The following is a 24,845-nucleotide window of genomic DNA, read 5'->3' on the forward strand; positions in this document are numbered from 1 at the left end:
TGGGAAGTAGATACGGTGCTTTCTAGTCGAAGTGAGTCACGATCATGTCTGGTTACATTCGTAGAACGTAAGACCCGACTTCTATGGGCCATCAAAGCCCCTAATAGAACGGCTAAGGCTCTAAACACCGCCTTTGGCAAGTTTATGGGGGCCTTCGGTCCCCAAGTAAAATCCATTACTGTTGATCATGGTAAAGAGTTTGCCAATTATCAGGCCTTAGAACAGGATTATCAGATCAAAGTTTATTTTTGCCATCCATATTCACCATGGGAGCGAGGTTCCAATGAATATTTTAATAGGCGGTTACGCTGGTTCTTCCCGAAAAAGACCAATTTTAGCCAAGTAACGACTGATGAGATCCTAGCAGCACTTGAACTAATTAATCAACGACCATTAAAAATACATCATCAACAGACTGCCATTGAAAGATTCCGGGCTTGTTCGGATTAAACTTGTAATTTGCCATAATAAAGAATATCCACTTTATGCGTTACATTTTTTAACTTTATGACGACAGTTGAACCGGAGGCAGTCGTTTCAACATCATCCGATGGAAGGTCATCATCATCAACCTTTGCTGTCAAATTGCGTGAGTCGTCCACATCGTCAGCATTCTGATAAAAAGTCATGTGAGGCCCAATTTGATCCGTTAGCGTCACATTACCTAAATTTTTACTATCCGGATTGACAACGATTTGCCACACAACATATTGCGGATTTCCGTCTTTATCTACATCGTATTTAGTTATCGGCCAACCATTTTTTCTTATCAATGAAGCACTCGTACCACCAGCTCCAGAACCGCTAGATTCGGTTCCATGAACATGGATGCTAATAGTACCTTTTCGCCCCGTATTCGTGTTTTCCAAAACATTGTTAAAAGTAATAATCATTTGTTTGTCGTTGTCAGGATCAAGTGTCATCGTCCCCACCGGCTTATCACTCCCAGAAAGCATGACATCAATAGGTTTTGTCATAAAATTATCGTAAACCGCGGTTTTAGGTAACTGTACCTTAACATAATCCCCACTGCTTATTGCCTTCTGATCTTTAATTCCCCAGTCGTACTCCAACATATAGTCTTGACTACTAAGTAAGTCTGTATCAATCGAAATCGGATCAGTTACACCACTTTCAGTAATGCTCGCGGGCTTTGTGACACTTCCGGTCAAGTCGTCACCCGACAGCTCTGCAGCATTAGCCCTCACCTGACCAACACCCATCAAAATAAGTAGTCCAACTAACAAACTAAACCCCAATACTCCAATTTTCTTCCACATGACACACACCTCTACACCGTTTTTGTTTGCTGGCCTAATTATATATCAATCTCCGATCTAATTTAAGGGGTAATCTGTAATAGCATTAAACTAGGCTACCTCCAATAATAAAAGCCGTTATCAATCACCCGATAACGGCTTAGTTATACACTTATTCATTTTTACTATTAGGCTGAGAGTTCTTGACTTCATCAGCTAATTTCAATAGTTCATGCGCATGTTCCAACGCTAATTTCGTCACTTGAGTACCAGCTGACATCCGAGCCAATTCATCCACTCGGTTGGATTCGTCTAAACGTGTCAGAGAAGTCTCAGTCCGTTCACCCACAACCTTCTTCGCAATGAAGTAGTGATGATCGGCCATGGCCGCCACCTGCGGTAAATGGGTAATACACAAGACCTGAGACTCTCGGGCAATACCGCTGATCTTCTCGGCAATTGCCTGCGCTACTCGGCCACTGACCCCCGTGTCGACTTCATCAAAGATAATGGACGTAATTCCCTGAGATTCAGAGAAAATGGTCTTTAAAGCTAACATAATCCGGGACAGCTCACCACCGGAAGCAATCTTCGCCAGCGGCCGCATGGCTTCTCCCGGGTTGGTCCGTAGATAGAATTCCACGTGGTCGAGTCCAGTGCTTAGCAATCCCTCATTCTTGGGACGGGAGAAGCGAACGGCAAAGACCGTCTTGGCCATATAGAGGTCCGCGAGCTCCGCGTGAATGGCTTTTTCTAACTTCTCAGCTGCATGGTGCCTGGCCTCACTCAGCTGTTCACCCACCTCGTGGAGCTTGGTTTCCTGCGCAGCCACCTGTTCCTCGAGATCATCGGCTTGTTCATCGGTCGCCTGCATCTGTTTTAATTCCGCCGCAATTTTATCGTAGTACTTGAGCACCTGGGCCTCGGAGTCGCCGTACTTACGTTTGAGTTGATTGATCACGTCCAGACGCTGTTCAATCGCATCTAGCCGGCCCTCATCCCACTCAAGTAAATCCAATTGCGAAGACACGGCACCCACGGCATCCGTCAGCGCGTAGTAAGCCGTTTCTAAGCTGTCACTAATTTGTTTGAAGGCCGCGTCGAAGTCGGCAATGCCCTGCATGGCTTGCAAGGCACTACTCAGTTGGTCCGTGACACCCGGTGCGGTTTCCTCTCCCGTCAGCGTCATCTGACTGCGCTGTAGGGCGTCGTTGATCCGTTGATAATTATCCAGGCGGTCTCGTTCGGCCACCAGCTTATCCTCTTCTCCCGGTTGAAGATTGGCGGATTGAATTTCATTAACTTGGAAGGTCAACATGTCTAAGTGTTGCGCCCACTCTTTCTCGTTCGTCCGCCGATTCTCTAGCGTCGATTGGAGTTGGGTGTAGCGCTGATAGATCTGCCCATAATTTTTGCGGAGTTTAGCGACCTTGGCCCCGGAAAATTCGTCGAGCATTCCCAGGTGCTTCTCCGGTTGCATCAGCTCCTGATGCTCATTTTGCCCGTGAATATCTACGGCAGTTTCGCCAATCCGTTTCAAGGTACTGGTATTGACCAGCATCCCATTGACCCGACAGGTGTTGCGACCATTGGCGTGAATCTCTCTTTGGAGGATCACACTGCCATCATCATGGTCGATCCCCAGATCGTCTAAGACGCGGTAGGTGGTCCCCCCGGTGGGAAAAATAAAGCTCCCCTGAATGATCGCCTTATCAGTCCCGGTCCGCACGAAGTTGGCCGAGCCCCGACCACCGGCAAGTAAACCCACCGCATCAATAATGATAGATTTCCCGGCCCCGGTTTCCCCAGTTAAAACGGTCATGCCATTCTTAAAGGCCACGTCGAGGTGGTCGATAATTGCAAAATTTTTAATCGACAGTTCTTGTAACACGTGTTGACCCCCTAAATAAAACGACCACCGCTGCTTATCAGCTTGTGCTGGTTAGTCAGTCGTGGTCGGTCTCTAATCCGCAATCATGCGGTTAATCGTCTTTTCCAATTGTAAGGCACCCTGATGGGAAACACAAATGGTGAGTACCGAGCTATCGTCACCCAGCGCCCCAAATACAAATTCATAACGCATCTGTGTCAGTAACGACGCAATGACTGGGCCGTTACCGGGTAGCACCTTCAGGATCGTTAGGTCGCCTTGAATGGCGAAGGAAACGTAGGCATTCTGTAAGGTGCGTTGTAATTTTTTCTGCGTATCAATCTTTTTCTGAACAGGGAGACTGTAGCGATAACCGCCGGACTCCGCGGGGAGCTTGACCAGTTGCATCTCTTTAATATCCCGTGAGATGGTGGCCTGGGTCACATGAATCCCATCCTCAGCTAAGAGGTGGACAAAATCCTCTTGTCGTTCAATTTCTCGCGCAGTTAATAAACGTTTTAATAGCTGTTGGCGTTCCTGTTTCTTCATACTTGGCCCCCCTTATACGGATAAAATGCATAATCTTATCATATACCAGAGCTTAGTATTTGGAAAGTAAATTCTCATAAATTTCTCATAATCTATTTATTTAGGCCTTCGTAAGCCGCGTCAAGCGTGCTTTCAACGGAAACTGAACTTACACAGACTGCATTTTTATCAACTGATTTGAGGTGCACCAGGAACTCAATATTCCCTTCGCCCCCCTTAATTGGTGAATAATCCAGTCCCAGAACGCTGTAGCCGGTAGCCACGGCAAAATCAATGATACTCTGGACCACCTTGGTATGAACGGCGCGGTCTCGGATAATCCCGTGAGCCCCGACGTCTTCACGATCGGCTTCGAATTGGGGCTTAATGAGGGCGACCACCTCACCACCAGTAGCTAGAATGCCCTTTAGTGGTGGCAAGATGAGCTTTAACGAGATAAAGGACACGTCAATCGAACTAAAGGTTGGCTGACCATGAGTAAAGTCGGCCAGCTGGCTGTAGCGGAAGTTCGTATGCTCCATAACCACGACTCGTGGATCTTCCCGTAACTTCCACACCAACTGATTACTGCCGACATCCAAGGCATAACTGAGTTTGGCTCCGTTTTGAAGCATCACATCCGTGAAGCCCCCCGTCGACGAGCCAATGTCTAGAACCACGCGGTCGGTTACATCGATGTCAAAGACTTCGAGAGCCTTAGCCAGTTTGAACCCGCCTCGTGACACGTAAGGCAACGGATGACCCTTTAAATGTAATTCGGTATCCGCTGGAATCAGTGTTCCCGGCTTATCCAAGCGTTCTTCGTTGGTCCCGAGAATTTCACCAGCCATGACCGCGCGTTTCGCATCGGCCAGCTCATCAAATAACCCTTGTTCCACTAATAGCTCCGCTACTCGCTTCTTCTTCATGCTTTCACCCGTTTCGTATCAAAATAACTAAAGAATGCCCGTAATAGCGAGGCATCGGTCCCGGCTGGCAGATCGTCCAAGGCCTTTTGTCCGGCCGCAATGGTCTGAATGAGAGCCTGATTAGCGCCCTGTAGACCGAGCTTACCAGGATAGGTATTCTTAGCTTCGGCCGCATCCTTTTGTGTCGCCTTGCCCAATTCCGCTGCCGTACCCACCACATCTAAGATATCGTCGTAGATCTGAAAGGCCAGGCCAAAGGCATCGGCAAACCGCAAGTAGGCCTCGCGCCCTGCTGTTGGGACACCACCCATAATGAGTCCCGCCGCAACGGCATAATGAAGCAAAGCACCAGTCTTTTCTTTATGTAACACGCGGAGGTCGGCTAATGGTAAGTCAACGGCTTCGGACTGAATGTCCTTCGCCTGACCCGCTACCATCCCTGCCGGACCGGCTGCTTGCGCCAATGAAGTCACCAGCTCCGCCTGGACGGTTGTGTCAAGGCCGGTCGCCGTCAACCATTGAAAGGCCAGCGTCAACAAACCATCCCCCGCGAGCGTGGCCATACCAGCGCCAAACTTCACGTGGTTGGTCGGTTCTCCCCGTCGAAGATCGTCGTTGTCCATGGCCGGTAAGTCGTCGTGAATCAAGGAGTAGGTGTGTAACAATTCCAGCGCCATAATGGGCCGCCAAACTCGTTTAAGATCAATGGTTTGCCCAAGCGTCTGAAGTGTCGCTACCGTCAGTAAGGGCCGCAAGCGTTTGCCTCCAGCCAGAACCGAATACTGCATGGCCGCCGCTAAGCGATCATCCCCCGTGTCTTGGGCAATAGCATCGGCAAGTGGCGCATTCAACCGGGGTAGCCAGGTTGCTTCAAACGTTGCCAACTGAGTCTCAATCGGCATTGTCAGAGCCTCCTTGAGGCGTCTCAAAAGCCTGTTCCTGATCATTATCATTCATCATGGTTGCCAGGGTCTTCTCGGCACCTTGGAGCGTCGTCTGCAGGGTCTTACTGAGGTCGACCCCCTTCTTGAATTGTGCGAGGGCTTCTTCCAACGGCACATCGCCCTGTTCCAATTGCGTCACGATCTGTTCGAGTGTAGTCAAATTTTCTTCAAAGGTTGGTTGCTTTTCTTCAGTCATCTTGTTGGGTCTCCTTATCTGGTGTGATGCCCGTAATCTCTGCGGCAGCGGTCCCACCATCCAAATGAATGGTAACCGCCGCCTGCTTTAAGTCTGTGATGTGGCGAACCACGTGATCGTCTTGGACCACGTACCCGTACCCGCGCCCCATGATCTTCAATGGGCTCAGATAGTCCAGACCATTGACTAGCCGGCCAACTTTTTCCTGTTGAGCCGCCAGGTAGCGAGTTGCCGCGGCCGTCAACCGCGTTCGCAGCTGATTCACGTCCTGTTGCCCACGTTGGACCCGTGTTAACGGGTTACGGCTACGCAAGCCCTGTTGGGCCAGGGCCACCCGTTGACCCTGTTGGCGCAACTGGGCCTGCATGTTACGTTGTAGGCCTTGTTGGGCGTGATCTAAGCGTTGAACGTAGGTCTCGTAGAGGCGTTGCGGTTGCTGGAACACGTAGGCCTTCAGGAGCTTATTCAGGCGCTCCTGCTGGAAATTAATCCGATTGGCCATGGCATTATAGAGCCGCGTACGTTGCTGCTGCAATTTTAAAATCTCGTCATTTAAGACGGGGACCGCTAGCTCGGCCGCGGCCGTCGGTGTAGCCGCTCTAACATCGGCAACCAAATCGGCAATCGTGGTGTCCGTTTCGTGACCCACTGAGGAGATAATCGGAATTCGACTACCCGCAATGGCACGGGCGACCACTTCTTCATTGAACGGCCAGAGGTCTTCAATCGAGCCCCCACCACGACCAATAATCAGGGTGTCATAACTCCCATCAGCATTAACTCGTTGAATCTGGCGCACCAGATCCGGGGCCGCACCGTCACCCTGCACGACAGCCGGATACAACACGATCTGCGCGATCGGGTAACGTCGGCGCGTCGTCGTAATAATGTCACGGATGACCGCCCCACTGGGACTGGTAATCACCGCAATTCGTTTGGGAAAGCGGGGTAACGGGCGTTTAGGGGCACTAAACAGGCCCTCTGCCTCGAGTTTCTTTTTCAGTTGTTCATAAGCCTGGTAAAGCTGCCCAATCCCGTCTGGTTCCATGCGTTCGACGTAGATCTGGTAACTCCCACTAGGTTCATACAGTGAGATGCGCCCGGTAACCAGCACCTTCATCCCGGTTTCCGGCGTAAATTTTAGTTTTTCAAAGGCCGATCGAAACATAATGGCATTGATCTTGGCATGATCGTCTTTCAAACTAAAATATTGGTGCGCATGTGACCGTAACCGGAAGTTCGAAATTTCACCGGTTAGGTAGATCTTTCCCAGATAGGGATCGACATCAAATTTACGTTTTAAGTATTGCGTTAAGGCCGTTACCGTTAAATAATCATTGGTTGCCACGTTGTTCACTCCACTCACAAATATCCACGGTTTGTTGCATCAAGGTTGCGATGGTCATGGGACCCACGCCCCCAGGGACCGGCGTGATGGCTCCTGCACGGTCAAAGACGCCATCGAAGTCGACATCTCCCGTCAGCTTGCCCTGGTCGTCACGGTCCATCCCCACGTCGATCACGATGGCTCCAGGTTTGACGTCGTTAGCTTTGATCAAATGAGCCACACCGGTTGCCACGACCAAGACATCGGCCTCACGGGTCACCTCACTCAGGTGTTTGGTATACACATGGGCGGTGGTGACCGTCATGTCGGCATTCAGTAGCATGGCCGCCATGGGCCGGCCGACAATGCGACTACGGCCAACCACGACGGCGCGCTTGCCCCGCAAATGCATATGGAGAGACGCCAACATGGTCATGATCCCCCGTGGGGTACAGGATACTGGATAGTTACCTGGGAGATTATTGAAGAGCCGACCGACATTGACGGGATGGAATCCATCCACGTCCTTTTGGGGATCGATGGCGGCCACAACTGCCTGTTCATCGAGGCCCCGGGGCAACGGTGACTGCACGAGAATCCCGTTAATGGTCGCGTCCTGATTGTATTCGGCCACGACAGCCATCAAATCGGCTTGGCTGACCGTTGCGGGTAATTCCCGTACAACAGACTTGATGCCCAGCTTCACGGCCTTACGGTGCTTGTTACGCACGTATAAAGCACTGGCGGGATCGTCCCCCACGATAATCACGGCAAGTCCAGGCGTAATCCCCCGTTCCACTAACTTAGCGACGCGTTGCTGGGTCTGTGCGTTCAAGTCCTTGGCCAATTGTTTGCCATCAATAATGGTCGTCATAAATTCCCATCCTCCCCAAAATCTTACAAAGTTTAACTTCCATTTTAGCATATCTTTTCTGAAAACGGGGTGGCGATTCCCCCTGACTTTTAGATCGCGTGGCGCGAGACTTAGACCAAATAAAAAAGAGTTTGGGATGGCATCCCAGACCCCTTTTTCTCCAAACTGATATCGCCGAAACGTGTGCTCCAAGACAGCTGGTTCCGCCTTCAGCCGTCACGCTCACAAAAAAAGCCCAAGACATAAGGTCTCAGGCTTCTGAATTAATCTTCTTGGTTGGGCTCATTGTCCAGTGTGTGGGCCAATACCCCATTGATGAACCGTCGTGAGCGGTCGTCACTAAACATCTTGGCTAATTCCAAGGCTTCGTTGACAGCCACCCGGTCAGGCACCTCATCCACGTGGTCAATTTCAAAGAATGCGAGGCGCATGATCACAAGGTCAGTCTTCGCAATTCGTTTCAACTGCCACCCGGTACTCAGATACTGGTCGATTTGGGCATCCAGTTCTGTTTGGTACTGAAGAACACCGTTAACCAGCGTCGACAAGTACTCCGGCACGGGGACGATTTGATTGGGATCATCGGTCAGAACCCGCTGGTAGAGCGCGTCATGATCGGCTTCCGGGTTGGCATTTAATGCAAATAGCATTTGGAATGCGCGTTCCCGAATCTGATGTCGTGTAAGTGTCACTATTGGTCACTGTCTCCTTCGTCGCTCTGGTTAAACAGGTGATCGGGATCGACCTGTTGCGCCGTCTTTTCGGGAATGACGCCTTCCACGTGAACGTTAACTTCACGTAAATCAAGGTCGGTCATGAACAACAATTGTTGTTTTACGCTGTCTTGAATGGCTAAGGCAACCTTAGGAACCGCTACCCCGTAATCCAAGTAAACGTACACGTCAACTGCTAATTCATCGCCGTCAAACACCAACTTGACACCCTTACCGTGTTGTTCCTTACGGCCAAGGAGTTCCGTCACGCTGTTTGCCAGTGAACCACGCATCCGCGCAACGCCTTCGGTTTGGCTGGCCGCAATGCCCACGATAATTTCGAGAACTTGTGGGGCCACCTCAATTCTGCCGAGTGCGGGTTCCTTTGATTCTAAAATGATATTAGTATCTTCTGCCATTCATTGACCCTCCCTTACTGATTAAACGTTGGACTAATTAAGCACGGGAAATGTAGGTCCCATCGGTCGTGTTGATTGAAAGCTTGTCCCCTTCGTTAACGAAGAAAGGTACTTGAACCACTAAACCAGTGTTCATCGTAGCAGGCTTGGAACCACCAGAAGCCGTGTTCCCCTTGATACCAGGTTCAGTAGCCTTAACTTCCAAGACAACCGTGTTGGGAACTTCGATCCCCAAGACTTCGGAACCGTATTGAATCAAGTCCACGTTCATGTTTTCTTGTAAGTACAAGAGTTGGTCTTTGATGGATTCTGAAGGCACTTCGATTTGTTCGAAGTTGTCCGTGTCCATGAAGACACGACTGTCACCATCTTCGTAAAGGTATTGCATGCTACGCGTTTGGATGTCAGCTAATTCCATCTTGGCACCAGAACGGAACGTTTTTTCTTGAACGGCACCGGTCCGCAAGTTCTTAAGCTTTGAACGAACGAAAGCGCCACCCTTACCAGGCTTGACGTGTTGGAACTCAACGATCCGCCAGATAGCGTGATCAACTTCGATAGTTAAACCATTTTTAAAATCAGCAGTAGAAATTGCCATAATCTTGTAGCCTCCTAAAATATGTCCTCTTTATAATATCAATTCTTACCCATAAAAAGCAAGACAGTAGCCGACTTACAGAATAATTAAATTCCGTGGGGCAGTCGTGAGGATCTCGTGCCCAGTCGCCGTAACCAAGATATCGTCTTCGATTCGCAAGCCACCCTCGTTGGCAAAGTACACCCCGGGTTCAACCGTAATGACTTCGTTAGCGGCCATCACATCCGGCCAATGACGACCGATGTTTGGTCCCTCGTGGATGTCCAGTCCGATCCCATGACCAGTTCCGTGAATAAAGGCCTCACCGAAACCGCGATCCGTCAGTAAATCACGACCAATCCGATCGAGTTCACCCCCGGTAACGCCCGGCTTGACCGCAGCGATGATGGCCTGTTGCGCATCTGCGACCGCCTGGTAGGCGGCCTTTAGATGCTCTCCCGGATCGCCAAGGGCCACGGTTCGCGTCACATCAGACGTGTACCCGTCAACGTAGAACCCACAGTCAATTGTGACCATGTCGTGAGCGGCTAACACCTTGTCACTCGCCGATCCATGGGGCCAAGCGGCACGTTTGCCACTCGCCACGATCGTCTCGAAACTAGTGCCAGTTGCCCCGTGGTCCAGCATCCATTCTCCTAACCAGTTGGCTACCTGTCGCTCGGTCTGACCGACCTTAATCTGGTCAAACAACGCGATTAGACCTTGACTCGTCAGCGCAGTTGCCCGGCGAATCGCGGCCAATTCGGCGGCATCCTTAATCTGGCGGAGATTGTCGACCACCCCAGCCATCGGCACGATGTCCGTTACCAGGTGCTCGTCTAACCACTGATACTCGTTGAGCGGTAAACTATCCTCAATCCCGAGTACCGTGGCACCAGCGGCCTGTAAGCGGTCATTAACGGCTTGCAGGTAATCACGGGTAATGACCAGTGGCATCTGAGGCACCGTGGTCTGAAATTCCGTCTGATAGCGGGCGTCGGTGATGAATACTGCTTCGTGCGCCGTGATGAGGAGATACCCGTCACCACCCTCCAAGCTAGCACCGGCGAGATACTGCTGATTGCTAGCATTGGAGACCAAGAAGCTGTCGATACTTAACCGATCAAATTGCGCTTGTAACCGTTCAATTCGAGTTGTCATGGACCGAACCTCCCTTGCTTTCTAAGAGAAAAAAGAAGAACTCAAAGCGAATTGGTCTCGCCTCAAGCTCTTCAGTCGTACGAGGAAAACCTCGTGTTATTTAGCTGCTTCTTCTGCAACTGGGTAAACGGATACTTGTCGCTTGTCGCGGCCGAGTCGTTCAAATTTAACAACACCGGCAACCTTAGCGAACAAAGTATCGTCACCACCGCGGCCTACGTTAACGCCAGGGTAAATGTGCGTCCCACGTTGACGGTAAAGGATTGAGCCACCGGTAACGATAGAGCCGTCAGCAGCCTTCGTTCCAAGACGACGACCAGCTGAGTCCCGACCGTTGGCAGTGGACCCACCCCCTTTATGGTGAGAGAAGAATTGTAAGTTCATGTTCATCAGCATCTGTTTCACCTCCGCAAATTTAATCGTTTATTTGAGCGAATTTCACAAAATCCGCGTAATTTTCGGCGACATCCTTTAATCCATCTTCAAAACTCTGGAGGAGTGTCTGTCCCTTTAATTCGGTCGTTGCTTCCAGCTTTGGTGGTAAGGTAACTTCCAGAAAGCCCCCTGCCTGATCGCGATTGTCGACTTGCACCGGAATCGAAGCGACCCGTTGTAAGCCATTGACAGTACTGATCGCAAGCACCGATACCGCAGCACAAACAATGTCTTGACCGTACTCACCTGAGTCAGCATGGCCAGTGATTTGAAATGAATTGATTCGGTTGGTTCCATGATGGAACGTCGCATGAATCACGGCAATCGCCTCTTTAATCTTTGAACTTAAGCGTTGATAGCATCAACGACAACCTTGGTATATGGTTGACGGTGACCTACCTTCGTGTGTTGGCCCTTCTTAGGCTTGTACTTGTAAGAAACAACCTTCTTTTCCAGACCCTGCTTTTCAACAGTTCCAGTTACGGTTGCCCCTGCAACAGTTGGCGTCCCGATCTTAGGCTTGTCACCACCGACAAAGACAACTTGGTCAAAAGTAACCTTTTCACCAGCTTCAACGTTCAACTTTTCGACGTAAACAGGTTGGCCTGCTTCGACCTTGTACTGCTTGCCGCCAGTTACGATAATTGCGTACATGGATGTGCACCTCCTTATATATTTAGACTTAGACTCGCCGAAATCAAGTGCTCCGCAAGGGAAAACTTAATAACTTGTTCCGAGCGGTTGCAGCTGTGGAAGTCCACAAATACAACATGAAAATTATACTTGATGGGTTTCTCCACGTCAAGCTTTTTCTGTAACCAACGCGGAATCCAGGCCCACCAGGGAGAACCAATCGGCTAGAACCGTGACCTCACTGGAAGCTAATTGTCGAAAGGATTGGGCTAAAAAGTCGGGTCGATACCGCCGATTATCTGCCAGCCAAGCCTCGACTAACCCTAAAAAGCTGGTCGTGAGAAAGGTTATCTGCACATCAATCGGTGGCGTTGCCGTGACCGGAACATGTTGACTATAACCTTGCAATTCTTGGGTAAAGCGCTGCCGCAACTGTGGTCGAAATTGCGTGAATTGTGGGTCCAAGAGAACCGACAAAATTTGATGATGACCATCCACGTAACGTAGCGCGGGACCCAGAGCAAAACCACGGGTCAGCTCGCCATCCGGTGCCAGCGTTGTTTTAGCCGCCTCAAACCACTCGGTAATCACCTGTTGTTCGGTCTGTTCTAAAAAATCGGTCTTGTCCTTGTAATGTAAATAGAAGGTCCCTCGAGTAATCTCGGCGGTCTTGGTGAGTTGCTGAACCGAGATCTGCCGAATGGTCTTCTGTTGGAGGAGCTGACTGAGTGCCTGGCGTAACCGTTCATTGGTCCGCACAACACGCGGGTCTTGTTGTCCGATAGTAATGACCTCCCTTCCCATGAATCGCAAAAAGGAATCGAAACTTGCGCCACGATTCCTTCAGTATCTATCAGTAATTATGGGCCTGTCGGTCGAGATTGACTTGCCGTTTGGCCTCATAGGCTGCCTGAATCTCGTCTTGACTGAAGCCGAAATCCACGAAGCCCCATTTCAGAAAGAGCCGCCAAGCATGGCGGAAATCTTCCTGGCGGTGCGCAAAGTGACTGTTAAACACCATGCGTTTCAAAATTAAGTACTGCTGATCCAAGTCCTTGGCTGGACGACTCTTTTCGAGTCCCGCCAGATCCTCTTCAGTTGTCATAATTAAATGCGTCCAGGTCTTCTTGGCCGCAACCAGAAAGAAGAAGTCCATGGCATCGGTATATTCGGTCAATAGCGTTTCACGCGCCGACTGACCATCCGTTGCCTTACCTCGGTGCGTCTTCCAGACCTTGAACCACTCCGAGGTATTCGCAATCTCAGCCAGTTCAACATCTAAAGCCACATAAGCATTTTCGATCTGTGAGTTACGAGACATTTCGATATTCTTGTCTGCCGTAATCTGCTCATCCAAAGCAATGGATTGTTGGACCAATTTGGCTAATTCTAACACGTCGTCTCGCCTCCTAACCGAAGATCAACGGATCGGATTTAATCTCCAAGTCCGTCAGGTTTTCTAAGTACCAGTCACGCATGAAGGCATATTTCAAGAGCACGTCAAACCAGGAGATCTTCTGGTCATCGTCGTGAACCGTCAGAACCCATTCCGGCTGACCTGACAACTGATTGTTAAAGATGTCGACGATCACGCCGTCATCCAAGCTGATCTCCGCACCGTTGCCGTTGACGCCGTTAGTCAGCATGTAGTCATTCTTGGCGGCCATCACGAACAAGCGATCAACAATCCCAGCTGGCAAATCAGCGGCACGCACTGCATAATTTTGCCGGTTAGCGGCATCCAGAATATTAAAGTCCACGGAGTAGCCGTAGTCCGTCTTCAAGTAACGGGCAAAGTCAATCAAGACTTGAACGGAAGTCTTGACCGTCTCGGCAGGAACCGTTTCGTGTAAATCGATCACGAAGAGCTGCGTCAAGGCGTGGCTATTGAACCGGAGCATCTTGCGTTCCAAGTTCAAATAGAACAACGATTGGCCCGTCGCACGTTCCCGATAGAACACACCACCATTAGCGGAAGGTTCTACCCGGAAGTTAAACGTCCCCCGGTCACCTAACGCTGTCAATTGTTGGGTTAACTCTTCATGATGATCCCGAGATTGTAAGATGACCTGATTGCCTTGGTCGTGTAATTCTAACATCCGCGACATAAATAATAAGTAGTAATCCGCATTACTGTACTGATGTGGGAACGTTACGTAATCCGAATCAAGCTGGAAATCGGCTAACTGGGTTGCTGCACTAACCAAATCGTCGGGATTCGTGGTCCGGATGAGTTGGTCCATTAACTTCGTAAAGGTTAAGCCGGTCTCGAGACCAGCCTTAATAGCCTCATTGTAGTTCAGGAGTCGACCACTCGTGGTCAGCGTCGATGGATCATTTTCATTAATCATCGACCGTCACCTCACCCTCGCTCTTGCCTAGCAGGCTATTCAAGTAGTCCGCATATAGGCTGGCATTGTGGGCCTCGAAGTGTTCGAAGTCATCGAAGGCGTCGCGAATGCTCTGTTTTTCGTAATTCAAAATTGTATCTTCCTTGGACAATACCAAGATCCGATCATCATTAGCCTTGATGGCCTTGTGCGCATTCAAAGCCTTCTCGTCTTCGTCGGCTAACTTGGTCAGTTGGTCAATAATAGTTTGGCGTTCTTCCTTAACTTTCCCAGACTCCCAGGGCATGCTACTCTTACCACTGTTTTCCTTGAGTTGGTCACGAAGTTCAGCCTTTTGGCTATCGCGGGCGTCTTGAGCGTCCACAAGCTGTTGAAGCCGCTCACTTTCAGCGGAGACGGCTTCAATCTTAGCCGTGTTGAGCCGCTGATTCTGATTCTCTAAGGCAAAGGAGTCACGTAACTTTTGGTACTCGGTCTTATCGAAGTCAAAGCGGACGTTCACGACATCCAAATCACCGAACAAACGCCGGTCCCACCAATTTCCAAAGTAGATGTGGAATAGGCCAGTCGTATATTCTTCGTAATAAAAGAACGGGTAAATGTGCCCTAAGTAATCGATTAAATTGTCACTCAAATAATGGCTAATCTGGGGATGAATGTTATCGACCAGCTCGGCTAAATGATTCACGGCGCGCTTGGTTCGCGTCTTCTTTACTTCTTGGTAATAGCGAACTTGATCAAGCAGTTCGTAGATTTTTCGGTCATCGCCGTGTTGAACCGCTGCTTGCATGGTACTCAAGTAGTCTAGTTTGTTCGCAATTGCTTGCGTTAAAATGTCGGCTGCACTAGCTTGTTGTTCTTGGTTTTCCATGGATTATCCCTCATTCTCATGTTCCCTAGCCGTTGCTGAAAACATTTGGTTATACCTTCATGTTACCAAAAATGGGAACAGAATAAAGCAGTTTGGCCGAATTTCACTTGAAAACAAGGATTTTTTTAACCGCTTTCTGCTTTGTCCCCCCTTAGACAGCAAAAAGGACCGCCCCCGCAAGGTCGATCCTTCATTAGTTTGGCAGTCAAGCCGTCAAACGTTACTTTTTTAGTAGAGTTCCAGGTACTGATCCCGTTCCCACTGTGAGACTTGGGTCCGGTAAGAGTCGTATTCCAAGGTCTTGGCTTCGATGAAGCTCTGGAAGAGGTGTTCACCCATAGCGCCACGCATAACATCGTCGGCCGCTAAGTCCTTCAAGGCATTGTGCAGCGTATCTGGCAGGTTCGTGATGTGGTTCTCCTGTCGTTCGGAAGCATCCATGCGGTAAATGTTGCGATCAACCGCTTCACGAGGAGCTAATTGATTCCGCAACCCGTCCAGACCAGCCTCCAAGACGGCGGCAATGGCCAAGTATGGGTTGGCTGCGGGGTCAACACTCCGTAATTCCAACCGAGTAGACAAGCCACGAGAATTTGGTACTCGAATCAGTGGGGACCGGTTAGAACCGGACCAAGCCACGTAAACCGGGGCTTCATAGCCGGGAACCAGCCGCTTGTAACTGTTGACGATCGGGTTGCAGATAGCGGTAAAGCTCCGGGCGTGCTTGAGTAGTCCCCCCAGGAAGTGGAAGGCATCCTCAGACAATTCCATGTCGCCCTTAGCATCGTAGAACGCATTGCCTTGGTCGTGGAAGAGGGACATGTTCAAGTGCATCCCAGAACCGTTGATGCCGGCCAAAGGCTTTGGCATGAAGGTTGCATACAAGCCATACTTCCGAGCAATGGTCTTAACGACCAGCTTGAACGTTTGAATGTTATCGGCAGCGGTCAAGGCATCGGCATACTTGAAGTCAATTTCGTGTTGGCCAGGTGCCACTTCATGATGCGCTGCTTCGACGTCGAAGCCCATGTCTTCCATGGTCAGCACAATCTCACGGCGGCAATTTTCACCCAAGTCCATTGGAGCCATATCAAAGTAGCTCCCTTTATCGTTGAGTTCCGTCGTTGGCTTCCCATTTTCATCCATCTTGAACAGGAAGAATTCTGGCTCCGGCCCAATATTGAAGTCCGTGAAGCCGGCCTTGCGCATGTCATCTAAAACCCGGATCAGGTTATTCCGTGGATCGCCCTCAAATGGCTTTCCATCGGTCGTGTAGACCTCACAAATGACTCGGGCAATCTTGCCACGTTCTGTACTCCAGGGGAAGATCATCCAAGTCGAGAGGTCGGGATATAAGTACATGTCACTTTCTTCAATCCGCACAAAGCCGTCAATTGAAGACCCGTCAAACATCAATTTGTTATCAAGTAGCTTATCCATTTGACTGATAGGCACTTCCACGTTCTTAATCGTTCCGAATAAGTCCGTAAACATTAACCGTAAAAACTTCACGTTTTCTTCCTTCGCCATGCGGCGAATATCGTCCTTCGTATTGGTTGCTTTTGCCATCAAAAATCGCTCCCTGTCAGTTATCTTGTCGTCTAATGTCGGTCGGGTTAAAAGGGTCGTTGAATCCCTGAATTGGGATGTCCCAGACCACCCTGACGAATAAATTCATCCTGCAAGATTCGCCGGACGTCCTCATCGGTCAAGGGTTGTTGCTGGGCTGACTGCTTCGCCTTCGTAGCCGCTTGCTGTTGATCATAGATCGCCTTGATACCAGCAATGTTTACGCCGTCAGCAAGGTAATCGCGAATCTCTAGTAACCGATCCACGTCGTTGAGTGAATACAACCGGCGATTCCCGTCACTCCGTTCAGGCGTGATTAATCCCTGTGCTTCGTAATAGCGAATCTGCCGAGCAGTCAGGCTCGTCAGTTTCATGACAGTTCCCATTGGCAAAACGGCTAATGAACGCCGTAATTCCTTCTCCTTCATTCGACTGACCCCCTTAACTTATGATGTCATCATACCACCTGGACAACTTGAGTCAAGCTTTCATGTCATGTTTCCTAACATGAAAGTAAAAGATTTTATTAACTCTCTAACCACTGGCTAACCTGGTGGTCGATGACTGTCCGTTGTTCGGGATGTTGGACCAGATCATACCAGGTTGCCGTTGTCTGATTCCGAAACCAAGTTAGTTGGCGTTTGGCATAGTGCCGTGAGTCCTGTTTAATCTGTTCAAAGGCTTGCGACCAGGCCGCTGGTTGGTCGATCACTGGCAACAATTCACGATACCCAATCCCAGTGGCTGCCGGGAGGGTTGTTCCTCCCTGAGCAGCCAACCAGGCCACTTCATCTGTCAGACCAGCCGTCTTCATCAGATCCACTCGTTGGTTGATTCGGTCATATAACAGGGCGCGATCGGTGTTCAGTGCCAGATAGAGTTCGTCATACTGTGCCCCGTCATCCGCTTGATGGGAGAATGGGCGCCCGGTCACCGCGATGACCTCTAAGGCCCGCACGGTGCGGCGGACATTAGCAACCGGAATCTTACTAGCCGCCAGTGGATCTTGGTCCGCCAGTCGGTGCCACAATACCTCAGGACCCTCCTTCGCCGCAATCGCACGGAACTTTTCTCGAACCACCGGATCACCGGGAGCCGAGGACCCCAAGCGCAAACCGTCAAACAATGCCTGCAGATAAAACCCGGTCCCACCGGCAATGATCGGTAGATGCCCGCGATCGTGAATTTCCGTGATTAGCCGCTGGGCAGCGGCCACGAATTGGGCCACCGTGAACTGTTCATTAACGTCACAAACATCGATCAGGTGGTGAGTCGCCTGGGCCTGTTCTGCGGGGGTCGCTTTGGCCGTTCCAATATCCAGATGCCGATAGACCTGCATTGAGTCCCCCGAGATAATTTCACCGTTGAATTCTTGAGCCAGCGCAATCGCTAACGCTGTCTTGCCGACCGCCGTGGGGCCGACAATTGCTAAAACCTTTTCCATGACTCTAGTCTCCTTGTATGTGACGTCGTAACTGGACTGCCCGCGCCGGATAGTCCGTGATAATGCCGCGAAAATGATGTCTGAAGCAATAACTCATGTCTGCTGGCCGGTTAACCGTCCAGGGCCGTAATTGGACCCGTGGCAACCAAAAGCGATGGGCTTTGACCCACCGAATATCTGGGTGCCACTCCACCACCTCATGTCGTCTTAATAGGCGCTTAGCCCAGCGACTATTGGTCTGAAATAACTGCGCGTATTCCGCCTGTGGGTACAGGTGCCGAAGACTAACTAATGATTGTGGCCGAAAGCTTGAAAAAACGAGTTTAAATGACCGAGAGTGTTGCGCAAAATAGGTGGCCACCTGGGTCTCAATCCCCGGATATGGATACCTATTCGTTTTTAATTCGAGGTTGAGGCTTCCTGTGAAGTGTCGGCCATTCAGCAGATCCACTACTTCGTCTAACGTGGGAATGGTTGCCGGTAGCTGTCGTTGCGGATCTCCCGCGTCTAGCTGCCGCAACTGGGCTAGCGTAAGATCCTTCACTGCCCCGGTACCGTTCGTGGTTCGATCAACTGTCTCATCGTGAATGATGACCAGTTGGCCGTCTCGCGACAACTGAACGTCCGTCTCAATACCATCAGCACCGGCAGTTAAGGCGGCCTTAAAGGCCATCAAGGTGTTCTCCGGTAAGGTACCGGCACTCCCCCGATGTGCGAAGATCTGTGTCCACTGGAATTGTCCCATCTCGTCGCCCCCCATTTTCTTTCCACTAGCAAGGTTACCACAAAATCTCGGTCAATTTGCGAAACTTTTACGCCGCGACTTCCGCTAATCGCTAGCATTTTCGCCGGATAAACGGCATAATGGAAGCGGATAACTTAAATTCTATGATGATGGGAGTCGAGTTATGATGAAGCATTTTACCAAGGGATTTATCTTTGGCGTTGTGGCAACTGCTAGTGCCGTTGCCGGTGCCGTCTTCTCTTTCAAGAAGACCGTTGTTGAACCAATTGAGGACCAAGAATCTCGGTTTGAAGAAAACCGGAAACGCGCTAACCGGAAGAGCCACTCAGCTCACCACGGTTAATCAGTCGCAATTAAAAATGGACGTCTGGCTAATTACCGGGACGTCCATTTTTGTTGTTTAATACTTTGACTTCTTGGTCTTACCTTGCCAACGCGCATAGCCCGATTTCAAGATATAGATTTCTTTGTAGTCGTCCTTGCCGAGGATCAAAGCGGCCCGCGTACTCAGCGCCTTACTTTGGTCATACAAGTAAATGGGGAGGTCATCCCGCAGTTGCTTGTAGTAAGCCTTAAACGTTGAATAAGGGATGTTCCGTGCGCCTAAAATGTGGCCCGCATCAAATTCCTTCTTTTCACGCAGATCCACAACCTGAGCCTTACGCATCCCCGCCTGGAAAGTCGGTTCATCGATGACCTTAGCCACCCGATTACGCCGAATGACCGTTGACCATTGCCAACCGCCCCAGACCGCGATGAGAACGATAAGGATGATCAAGTAGACCGTCCATACTGAAATTGTACCTGTTGCTCCAATAACCAAAACTAATTCGCCCTTCCTAATTCCATAGACTCGTTAAGTCTTTTATTAATTTGTTTTTTGAAAACGCAGTGCTAACGATGCGGCACCGATGATCCCAGCGTCGTTACCCAATTGTGCCAACCGCAACTTAGTTGAATCTCGAACGGATGGGAAGGCATTTTCTTGGAAGTAACGGGTCGTTGGTTGTAACAAGGTGTTCCCAGCGTTTGACACGCCCCCGCCAATGATGATATTGGCAGGATTCAGAATATTGGCCACGTTGGCCAAAGCCAAGCCCAGATAGAAGGTTACCCGGTCAACCACTTGGTTAGCCAGAATATCGCCATTATCTGCCAGGTAGAAGACCATCTTAGACGTCACACTCTCTTGGTTGTCTTCCATTTCCTTCAAACGTGACGTCCCCATGAAGTCCTTGGCCATGTCGGCAGCGACGTGGACCACACCCGTTGCGGATGCATACTGTTCAAGACAACCACGCTTCCCACAGGTACACAGGTAGCCATTAGGTTGAACGGTCACGTGGCCAAGTTCACCAGCGCCACCATTTACCCCATGAAGGAGGTGTCCACCGGCAATGACCCCGCCACCAACACCAGTACCTAAGGTTACAAAGACAACATCATCGTCCTTTTCCCCGGCACCTTTCCAGTATTCACCCAATGAAGCCACGTTGGCATCATTGTCCAGAATGAACTGTAATCCGACACCGGCCTGGATCTGGTCACGAACACGTTGCCGCTTCGTCCAGTTCAGATTGAAGGCGCCAATAACCGTTCCGTTTTCAATATCAACGGAACCCGGCGTCCCCATCCCGATACCAAGAAAATCGTTCTTACTGAATTCTGAATTGCTGATATGTTGATTGATGGACGTCACAATGTTTGGCACAATGTGGCTGCCTTCATCGGAGATATCCGTAGGAATACTCCACTTTGCAAGGACTTCGCCCGCAACGGACAAGAAGGCCATCTTGGTGGTTGTCCCACCCAAGTCAATTCCGATTAAATTACGTGCCATAACTCTAAATCCCTCCAATGGATTGGTGTCGATCTCTTGCTTTTTCTTCTTCAATACGGTGTTCGCGACGCAAAACGAGTTTGGCGGCGATGAAGGTCTCAGTGTCGACAACCCCTGCCTTTCGCAGGTTGTTGAGCTCCAAGGTCATCACCTCGATGTCCCACATCCGCTTGCCTACGTACACGTAAATATCAAATTTTTTAAGTAGCTGCTGAACATCATATAACGTTTTCATTGTCCCACAACCTCCATGAAATTGCACGAGCCATTTTGGCCATTTAGCGGCTTAGCCCGTTCATATACAACCAGACCAATCCACCAATTAGGACTACGGTCGCTACAACTCGTTTAACTGTACTTACTCGACCAATTCTTGGAACACCCAATGTATACGCTGTCAAGAATCCGGCAACCAAACCACCAATATGCCCAGCAAGATCGATCCCTGGGGCAAAGAGGTCAAACAAAATGTTCATGACAACAAACGCCAGGAAAGTCTGGGATAGCTGCCGAATCCCAGGATTCTGCCAGAAGGACTCTCCCAACATCAGAAAGGCCCCAAACAAGCCGAAGATAGCGGTACTAGCCCCAGCTGACAGACTGTCAGAGAAGCAAAAGCTCGCAATGTTCCCGCCAATTCCAGATATCAGAAAAAGTCCCAGGAACCGCGCGTGGCCAAAGGCCGCTTCGATTTGAATCCCCACAAAGTATAACGTAATCATGTTCATGAGGATATGGGTAAATCCAATATGCAGGAATATTGGTGTGATTAACCGCCACCACTGACCCTGTTGAATAAGCACGTTCACCTTGGCCCCGTAAGTAATCAGAACGTTAACGTTGGTGCTTCCCCCGCTAACCGTCATGGCGAGATAAACCACGACCATGATCGCGACTAACCCGACAGTCATATAGGGCTGGTTATCCAAACGATTCAATCGATATTTGAATTTTTGTGCCACCTTGCCGCTCCCTTTCTACTTGGTTGGTGCGACGAGCACCCGATCGAGAATGACGTCGAAGGGGTCAACTTGCCAATTTGGTACGCTCACCTGCTGCACAGGAAACGCTAACGCCACCTTGGTTCCCGTAGTCCGTTGTAGGTAACGGTCGTAATAACCACCACCAAACCCAATCCGTTCTCCGCTTCGCGCGTAGAGCAAACCGGGTACCACAATCAGGTCAAAGGCGGCCGGTGAGATAATCTGCCCATCCGCCGGCTCCATCAGGCCAAACGCCGTCTTAGCCAGGTGTGTATCGTTAGTCAGCGTATGAAATGCCATCTGTCGTGCCGGCAACGTTTGGGGCACGGCCACCGTCTTACCGGTCCGCTGAGCAGCGGCGATGATCGGGGCCGTAGGCAGCTCTAAATCGGTGCTGATGGTCGTTGCAATGGTTGTCGCTTGCTGCCACTCGGTCAATGCAAACAATTGCTCATAGAGGCTCTGAGCACCCGCCTCGCGTTCTGCTGGTGTCAATTGCTTTAAAGCCCGAATCGTCTGCTGGCGCAGATCTGCTTTACTTACCATGATAGTTGACCCCCTTTAAGAAAATTTCAATAAAAAAAGGTGCGGGCTCCCGCCCGTACCCTTACTTAGTTTCGCGATGCAAAGTTACTTTCCGGTCACGTGGGCAGTACTTCTTAAATTCAACCCGGTCCGGATTATTACGCCGGTTCTTGCTGGATAAGTAGTTGCGTTCGTGACATTCAGTACATTCTAAAGTGATGTGTACACGCATTGTGGGTAACCTCCCAACTTTTTCAGAATTACAGGCTAGAGCCTTAACTTGTAATATATTACCATTATCCCGGGATAATTACCAGTCAAAATTCCAAATATGTTAAGGGGAAATACTTAACAGCTGAATTATCGGGTCCTGAGCGGCTTTCCTTATCCCTTGCAGTAAGGAACATGACGCCAATGACCCTTTTCCTTCAACATTTCCGCCCAGTCCATAATTTTAACGCGTTAGACTAAAAAAGGATGCTGACCGCATGACTGGTCAGCATCCTTCTAAAATCCTATTGATCAATCGTTGAAGTCGATTGCACGGACTTCCAGTAAGCCGCGTAAATCTTCTTCGCCAACTGCATATTGTTACTTTCGGCGTTAACCCCCAGGTTCGGCATGGCCAAGGCCACCACTACCTGTGGATGCGTCGATGGTGCGTAAGACGCCAGACTCAAGGTAACCGTTTCGCTACCCTTGTAGAAGGTTTGTGCCGTCCCCGTCTTAGCGGAAATCTTTGGCGTAATGGATGACATCGCGCCACCGGTCTTATAAGTATTGCTCCCATGAACCACGTCATAGAGCCCTTCCTTAACCAACCGCTTCTCGGCTGCCGTCATATCAATCGTGTTCAAGACCTTAGGTTCTACCGTCGACTTGACGGCACCCAACGTGCCATCGGACTTGGTTCCCCGAATGGCATGAACCACGTGGGGAGCGATTCGCGTTCCCCCATTGGCAATTGTTGACATGTACTGAGCAACTTGAAGCACCGTGTACGCGTCGTAGTTCCCGAAGGACAAGTCCAGGGCATTCCCAATGTGGGCAAAACTGCTAGACCCTTCCAAACCAGAACTTTCGCCAGGTAGATCGATCCCCGTTTTGACCCCGAGACCGAATTGCTTAAAGTAGCCTCGTTCGATATCAAAAGCCTTGGTGCTCATGGTCAGAGCGGCACCGGATGAGTAATTAAAACCGGCTTCCTTCATGGCCAATTGCATCATATAGGAGTTAGATGATACTTCCAAAGCACCGGCTGCGTTAACCGCGATGTTCGAACCCCCACCATGGTTAAACCAGGAAGACTTCTTTACCCCACCGATGTTGATCGGCATATCGGTTAAGGTACTGTTGGTGGGGGTAATGACACCTTTCATCAAGGCACCAGAAACCATGGCCCCCTTGACGACAGACCCCATCACAATATCGCTATTGATGGTTCCCAAGGCATTGTTAGTGATCTTACCCGTGGATGGATTCCGGTCGACCCCGGCCATCCCAATCACGCCCCCAGTATTCGGGTTCATGACGACGGCGTAGGTCCCGGTCGAATAACCACCGGCACCTTGTTCGGCCGATTTCACGAGCGACTGCAACTGACTCTGGAACTTCGAGTTGATGGTGAGCTGGAGGTTGTCCCCCTTCTGGCCCCCATACTTCTGAACTTCCTTCGTCACGGTATTGTTACCGGCAACCTCGACCTGCTTTTCAGCCTTGGTTCCCCGCAAGACGGACTCATATTCCTTTTCCAGATACGATTGTCCGACACTGTCGTTTCGTGAATAGCCTTGTGCTAAGAGCTCATTGATCCGGTCACTTGGTAACCCGGTCTTTTCCGATGAAACCGTCCCGATGATGGAATTCATCGACGTGCCATTAGGATAATCACGTGACCAGCTCGTGCCAACCTTCACGCCTGGCATCTCGGATAAGTGTTCCCCAATCTCGGCGATTTCTCGATTGGAAACACCAGAGTCCTTGATGTACGTGGTTGACAAGGCATAGGCCCCACTCATCTTCGCAAAAATTGTCGCCGCATTCTGTTGCGACTTCGTCAATTTAAAGGATGAGTCATTTTCGAGGTAGCTATGGGCCTTATCATAGAGCTGTGTGACGGTCATCCCCTTGGTCCCGGATAATTTACCCTCCACGGCCTTAAGGTTCTTGGAATCCGTCAAGTAGTAATCGATCGCCTGGCGTGGCGTCAAACTACTCGTCGAAACCGTTAAGTAATCACCTAATGTATTGGCAATCTGATACATGTTGGTCGATAAAACATTGACCCCTTTAGTGTAGGAGATCGCTTGGTGCGCTTTGTTTCCCACTAAGACTTTCCCGGTGGAATCGTAAACCATTCCCCGTTGAACGTTAGTGGTTTCAATCGTGGTGTCGGTTGAGTTCACCTCAGCCTTGAATTTTGCCCCATAGAAGACTTGCAGATACGCTAACTGACCAATCAGCGCCGCAAATAATAGGGCAACAATGATGAAAAGAAAGTTTAACCGAAACGGGATCTCCGACTTTTTAGGGCCGCCAGATCGCTGACTTCGGTTACTTACTCGATTATAGAAATTCTTCACAACAGTTCTGCTCCTTATTGTACAGCTACTATTTTACCAAACTTCACCGCGTGCCACTATCCCGCTACCG

The 24,845-nt window shown here is 50.0% G+C and carries 31 protein-coding genes, 1 pseudogene and 1 other annotated feature; of the genes and pseudogenes, 2 read left to right on the forward strand and 30 right to left on the reverse strand.

Translation table 11 applies throughout. The annotated features are described in order from the left end of the window. Positions 1-450, forward strand: a pseudogene (locus EKM70_RS05910) (IS30-like element ISLsa1 family transposase); the annotation flags it as partial. Here EKM70_RS05910 and EKM70_RS05915 read toward each other — a convergent pair. From EKM70_RS05915 to EKM70_RS06025, 23 genes are all read right to left on the reverse strand, one after another. Next, complete coding sequence (locus EKM70_RS05915) at positions 447-1,280, reverse strand: Ig-like domain-containing protein (protein WP_125546151.1); 834 nt, start codon at positions 1,278-1,280, stop codon at positions 447-449. The pseudogene EKM70_RS05910 and the gene EKM70_RS05915 overlap by 4 nt on opposite strands. A gap of 151 nt (positions 1,281-1,431) precedes the next feature. Continuing rightward, complete coding sequence (gene recN / locus EKM70_RS05920; RefSeq protein WP_125546153.1) at positions 1,432-3,150, reverse strand: DNA repair protein RecN; 1,719 nt, start codon at positions 3,148-3,150, stop codon at positions 1,432-1,434. A 72-nt stretch (positions 3,151-3,222) separates the two neighbouring features. Beyond that, a complete protein-coding gene (locus tag EKM70_RS05925) occupies positions 3,223-3,678 on the reverse strand; it encodes an arginine repressor (RefSeq protein WP_057877924.1) in 456 nt (151 codons plus the stop codon). A gap of 92 nt (positions 3,679-3,770) precedes the next feature. Further along, the gene (locus EKM70_RS05930; protein ID WP_125546155.1) at positions 3,771-4,586 is read right to left on the reverse strand and encodes a TlyA family RNA methyltransferase; all 816 of its coding nucleotides are present in this window, start codon (positions 4,584-4,586) and stop codon (positions 3,771-3,773) included. Beyond that, a complete protein-coding gene (locus EKM70_RS05935) occupies positions 4,583-5,488 on the reverse strand; it encodes a polyprenyl synthetase family protein (RefSeq protein WP_191985888.1) in 906 nt (301 codons plus the stop codon). Before EKM70_RS05935 ends, EKM70_RS05930 begins: the two co-directional genes overlap by 4 nt. Next, the gene (locus EKM70_RS05940; protein WP_057877926.1) at positions 5,478-5,726 is read right to left on the reverse strand and encodes an exodeoxyribonuclease VII small subunit; all 249 of its coding nucleotides are present in this window, start codon (positions 5,724-5,726) and stop codon (positions 5,478-5,480) included. The genes EKM70_RS05935 and EKM70_RS05940 overlap by 11 nt, the downstream gene beginning before the upstream one ends. Continuing rightward, the gene (gene xseA, locus EKM70_RS05945) at positions 5,719-7,074 is read right to left on the reverse strand and encodes an exodeoxyribonuclease VII large subunit (protein ID WP_125546157.1); all 1,356 of its coding nucleotides are present in this window, start codon (positions 7,072-7,074) and stop codon (positions 5,719-5,721) included. Before xseA ends, EKM70_RS05940 begins: the two co-directional genes overlap by 8 nt. Next, the gene (gene folD, locus EKM70_RS05950) at positions 7,061-7,927 is read right to left on the reverse strand and encodes a bifunctional methylenetetrahydrofolate dehydrogenase/methenyltetrahydrofolate cyclohydrolase FolD (protein WP_125546159.1); all 867 of its coding nucleotides are present in this window, start codon (positions 7,925-7,927) and stop codon (positions 7,061-7,063) included. The genes xseA and folD overlap by 14 nt, the downstream gene beginning before the upstream one ends. 263 nt (positions 7,928-8,190) lie before the next feature. Then, a complete protein-coding gene (gene nusB / locus EKM70_RS05955; protein ID WP_125546161.1) occupies positions 8,191-8,619 on the reverse strand; it encodes a transcription antitermination factor NusB in 429 nt (142 codons plus the stop codon). Next, a complete protein-coding gene (locus EKM70_RS05960) occupies positions 8,619-9,059 on the reverse strand; it encodes an Asp23/Gls24 family envelope stress response protein (RefSeq protein ID WP_057877930.1) in 441 nt (146 codons plus the stop codon). Before EKM70_RS05960 ends, nusB begins: the two co-directional genes overlap by 1 nt. 37 nt (positions 9,060-9,096) lie before the next feature. After that, positions 9,097-9,657, reverse strand: coding sequence for an elongation factor P (gene efp / locus EKM70_RS05965; RefSeq protein ID WP_125546163.1), 561 nt, complete (start codon positions 9,655-9,657; stop codon positions 9,097-9,099). A 75-nt stretch (positions 9,658-9,732) separates the two neighbouring features. Further along, on the reverse strand, positions 9,733-10,797 hold the full coding sequence (locus EKM70_RS05970) for a M24 family metallopeptidase (protein WP_125546164.1): 1,065 nt from the start codon (positions 10,795-10,797) through the stop codon (positions 9,733-9,735). Positions 10,798-10,893: 96 nt separating this feature from the next. Beyond that, a complete protein-coding gene (gene rpmA / locus EKM70_RS05975) occupies positions 10,894-11,187 on the reverse strand; it encodes a 50S ribosomal protein L27 (protein WP_057878009.1) in 294 nt (97 codons plus the stop codon). Between the two features lie 25 nt (positions 11,188-11,212). Beyond that, the gene (locus EKM70_RS05980) at positions 11,213-11,551 is read right to left on the reverse strand and encodes a ribosomal-processing cysteine protease Prp (RefSeq protein ID WP_125546166.1); all 339 of its coding nucleotides are present in this window, start codon (positions 11,549-11,551) and stop codon (positions 11,213-11,215) included. A 26-nt stretch (positions 11,552-11,577) separates the two neighbouring features. Further along, positions 11,578-11,886 (reverse strand): 50S ribosomal protein L21, encoded by a 309-nt coding sequence (gene rplU, locus EKM70_RS05985; protein ID WP_057877934.1) that lies wholly within the window; start codon positions 11,884-11,886, stop codon positions 11,578-11,580. Positions 11,887-11,906: 20 nt separating this feature from the next. Beyond that, positions 11,907-11,985: a sequence feature (ribosomal protein L21 leader region), on the reverse strand. A gap of 48 nt (positions 11,986-12,033) precedes the next feature. Beyond that, positions 12,034-12,624, reverse strand: coding sequence for a TetR/AcrR family transcriptional regulator (locus EKM70_RS05990; RefSeq protein WP_225416388.1), 591 nt, complete (start codon positions 12,622-12,624; stop codon positions 12,034-12,036). Between the two features lie 94 nt (positions 12,625-12,718). Then, entirely contained in the window at positions 12,719-13,261 is a 543-nt protein-coding gene (locus EKM70_RS05995) for a dUTPase (protein WP_125546168.1), read from the reverse strand. Positions 13,262-13,274: 13 nt separating this feature from the next. After that, the gene (locus EKM70_RS06000; protein ID WP_125546170.1) at positions 13,275-14,216 is read right to left on the reverse strand and encodes a hypothetical protein; all 942 of its coding nucleotides are present in this window, start codon (positions 14,214-14,216) and stop codon (positions 13,275-13,277) included. Next, positions 14,209-15,087 (reverse strand): exonuclease SbcC, encoded by an 879-nt coding sequence (locus tag EKM70_RS06005; protein ID WP_125546172.1) that lies wholly within the window; start codon positions 15,085-15,087, stop codon positions 14,209-14,211. The genes EKM70_RS06000 and EKM70_RS06005 overlap by 8 nt, the downstream gene beginning before the upstream one ends. 228 nt (positions 15,088-15,315) lie before the next feature. Further along, on the reverse strand, positions 15,316-16,656 hold the full coding sequence (gene glnA, locus EKM70_RS06010; protein WP_125546174.1) for a type I glutamate--ammonia ligase: 1,341 nt from the start codon (positions 16,654-16,656) through the stop codon (positions 15,316-15,318). Positions 16,657-16,703: 47 nt separating this feature from the next. Next, on the reverse strand, positions 16,704-17,084 hold the full coding sequence (locus EKM70_RS06015; protein WP_125546176.1) for a MerR family transcriptional regulator: 381 nt from the start codon (positions 17,082-17,084) through the stop codon (positions 16,704-16,706). Between the two features lie 98 nt (positions 17,085-17,182). Then, the gene (miaA, locus tag EKM70_RS06020) at positions 17,183-18,100 is read right to left on the reverse strand and encodes a tRNA (adenosine(37)-N6)-dimethylallyltransferase MiaA (RefSeq protein WP_125546178.1); all 918 of its coding nucleotides are present in this window, start codon (positions 18,098-18,100) and stop codon (positions 17,183-17,185) included. 4 nt (positions 18,101-18,104) lie between these two features. Continuing rightward, the gene (locus EKM70_RS06025) at positions 18,105-18,845 is read right to left on the reverse strand and encodes a glycerophosphodiester phosphodiesterase (RefSeq protein ID WP_125546180.1); all 741 of its coding nucleotides are present in this window, start codon (positions 18,843-18,845) and stop codon (positions 18,105-18,107) included. Between the two features lie 166 nt (positions 18,846-19,011). Between EKM70_RS06025 and EKM70_RS06030 the strand changes: the two genes are divergently transcribed. Then, positions 19,012-19,188, forward strand: a complete 177-nt coding sequence (locus EKM70_RS06030) for a DUF3042 family protein (protein ID WP_083488489.1) — start codon at positions 19,012-19,014, stop codon at positions 19,186-19,188. Between the two features lie 57 nt (positions 19,189-19,245). Here the strand turns inward: EKM70_RS06030 and EKM70_RS06035 are convergent, their stop codons facing one another. From EKM70_RS06035 to EKM70_RS06065, 7 genes are all read right to left on the reverse strand, one after another. Next, positions 19,246-19,668 carry a rhodanese-like domain-containing protein gene (locus EKM70_RS06035; RefSeq protein ID WP_125546182.1) on the reverse strand — a complete coding sequence of 141 codons (423 nt, stop codon included), beginning with the start codon at positions 19,666-19,668 and terminating at the stop codon, positions 19,246-19,248. A 45-nt stretch (positions 19,669-19,713) separates the two neighbouring features. Then, positions 19,714-20,685, reverse strand: a complete 972-nt coding sequence (locus tag EKM70_RS06040) for an ROK family glucokinase (RefSeq protein ID WP_125546184.1) — start codon at positions 20,683-20,685, stop codon at positions 19,714-19,716. Between the two features lie 4 nt (positions 20,686-20,689). Beyond that, positions 20,690-20,920 carry a YqgQ family protein gene (locus tag EKM70_RS06045; RefSeq protein ID WP_125546186.1) on the reverse strand — a complete coding sequence of 77 codons (231 nt, stop codon included), beginning with the start codon at positions 20,918-20,920 and terminating at the stop codon, positions 20,690-20,692. Positions 20,921-20,963: 43 nt separating this feature from the next. Then, positions 20,964-21,596 carry a rhomboid family intramembrane serine protease gene (locus EKM70_RS06050; RefSeq protein WP_125546313.1) on the reverse strand — a complete coding sequence of 211 codons (633 nt, stop codon included), beginning with the start codon at positions 21,594-21,596 and terminating at the stop codon, positions 20,964-20,966. Positions 21,597-21,662: 66 nt separating this feature from the next. Beyond that, entirely contained in the window at positions 21,663-22,214 is a 552-nt protein-coding gene (locus tag EKM70_RS06055; protein ID WP_125546188.1) for a 5-formyltetrahydrofolate cyclo-ligase, read from the reverse strand. A 61-nt stretch (positions 22,215-22,275) separates the two neighbouring features. Beyond that, positions 22,276-22,425, reverse strand: a complete 150-nt coding sequence (rpmG, locus tag EKM70_RS06060) for a 50S ribosomal protein L33 (protein ID WP_011667723.1) — start codon at positions 22,423-22,425, stop codon at positions 22,276-22,278. Positions 22,426-22,708: 283 nt separating this feature from the next. Further along, positions 22,709-24,775, reverse strand: coding sequence for a peptidoglycan D,D-transpeptidase FtsI family protein (locus tag EKM70_RS06065; protein ID WP_125546190.1), 2,067 nt, complete (start codon positions 24,773-24,775; stop codon positions 22,709-22,711). Between the last annotated feature and the right edge of the window lie 70 nt (positions 24,776-24,845).

This window comes from Levilactobacillus lindianensis (assembly GCF_003946095.1).
Lineage (GTDB): Bacteria > Bacillota > Bacilli > Lactobacillales > Lactobacillaceae > Levilactobacillus > Levilactobacillus lindianensis.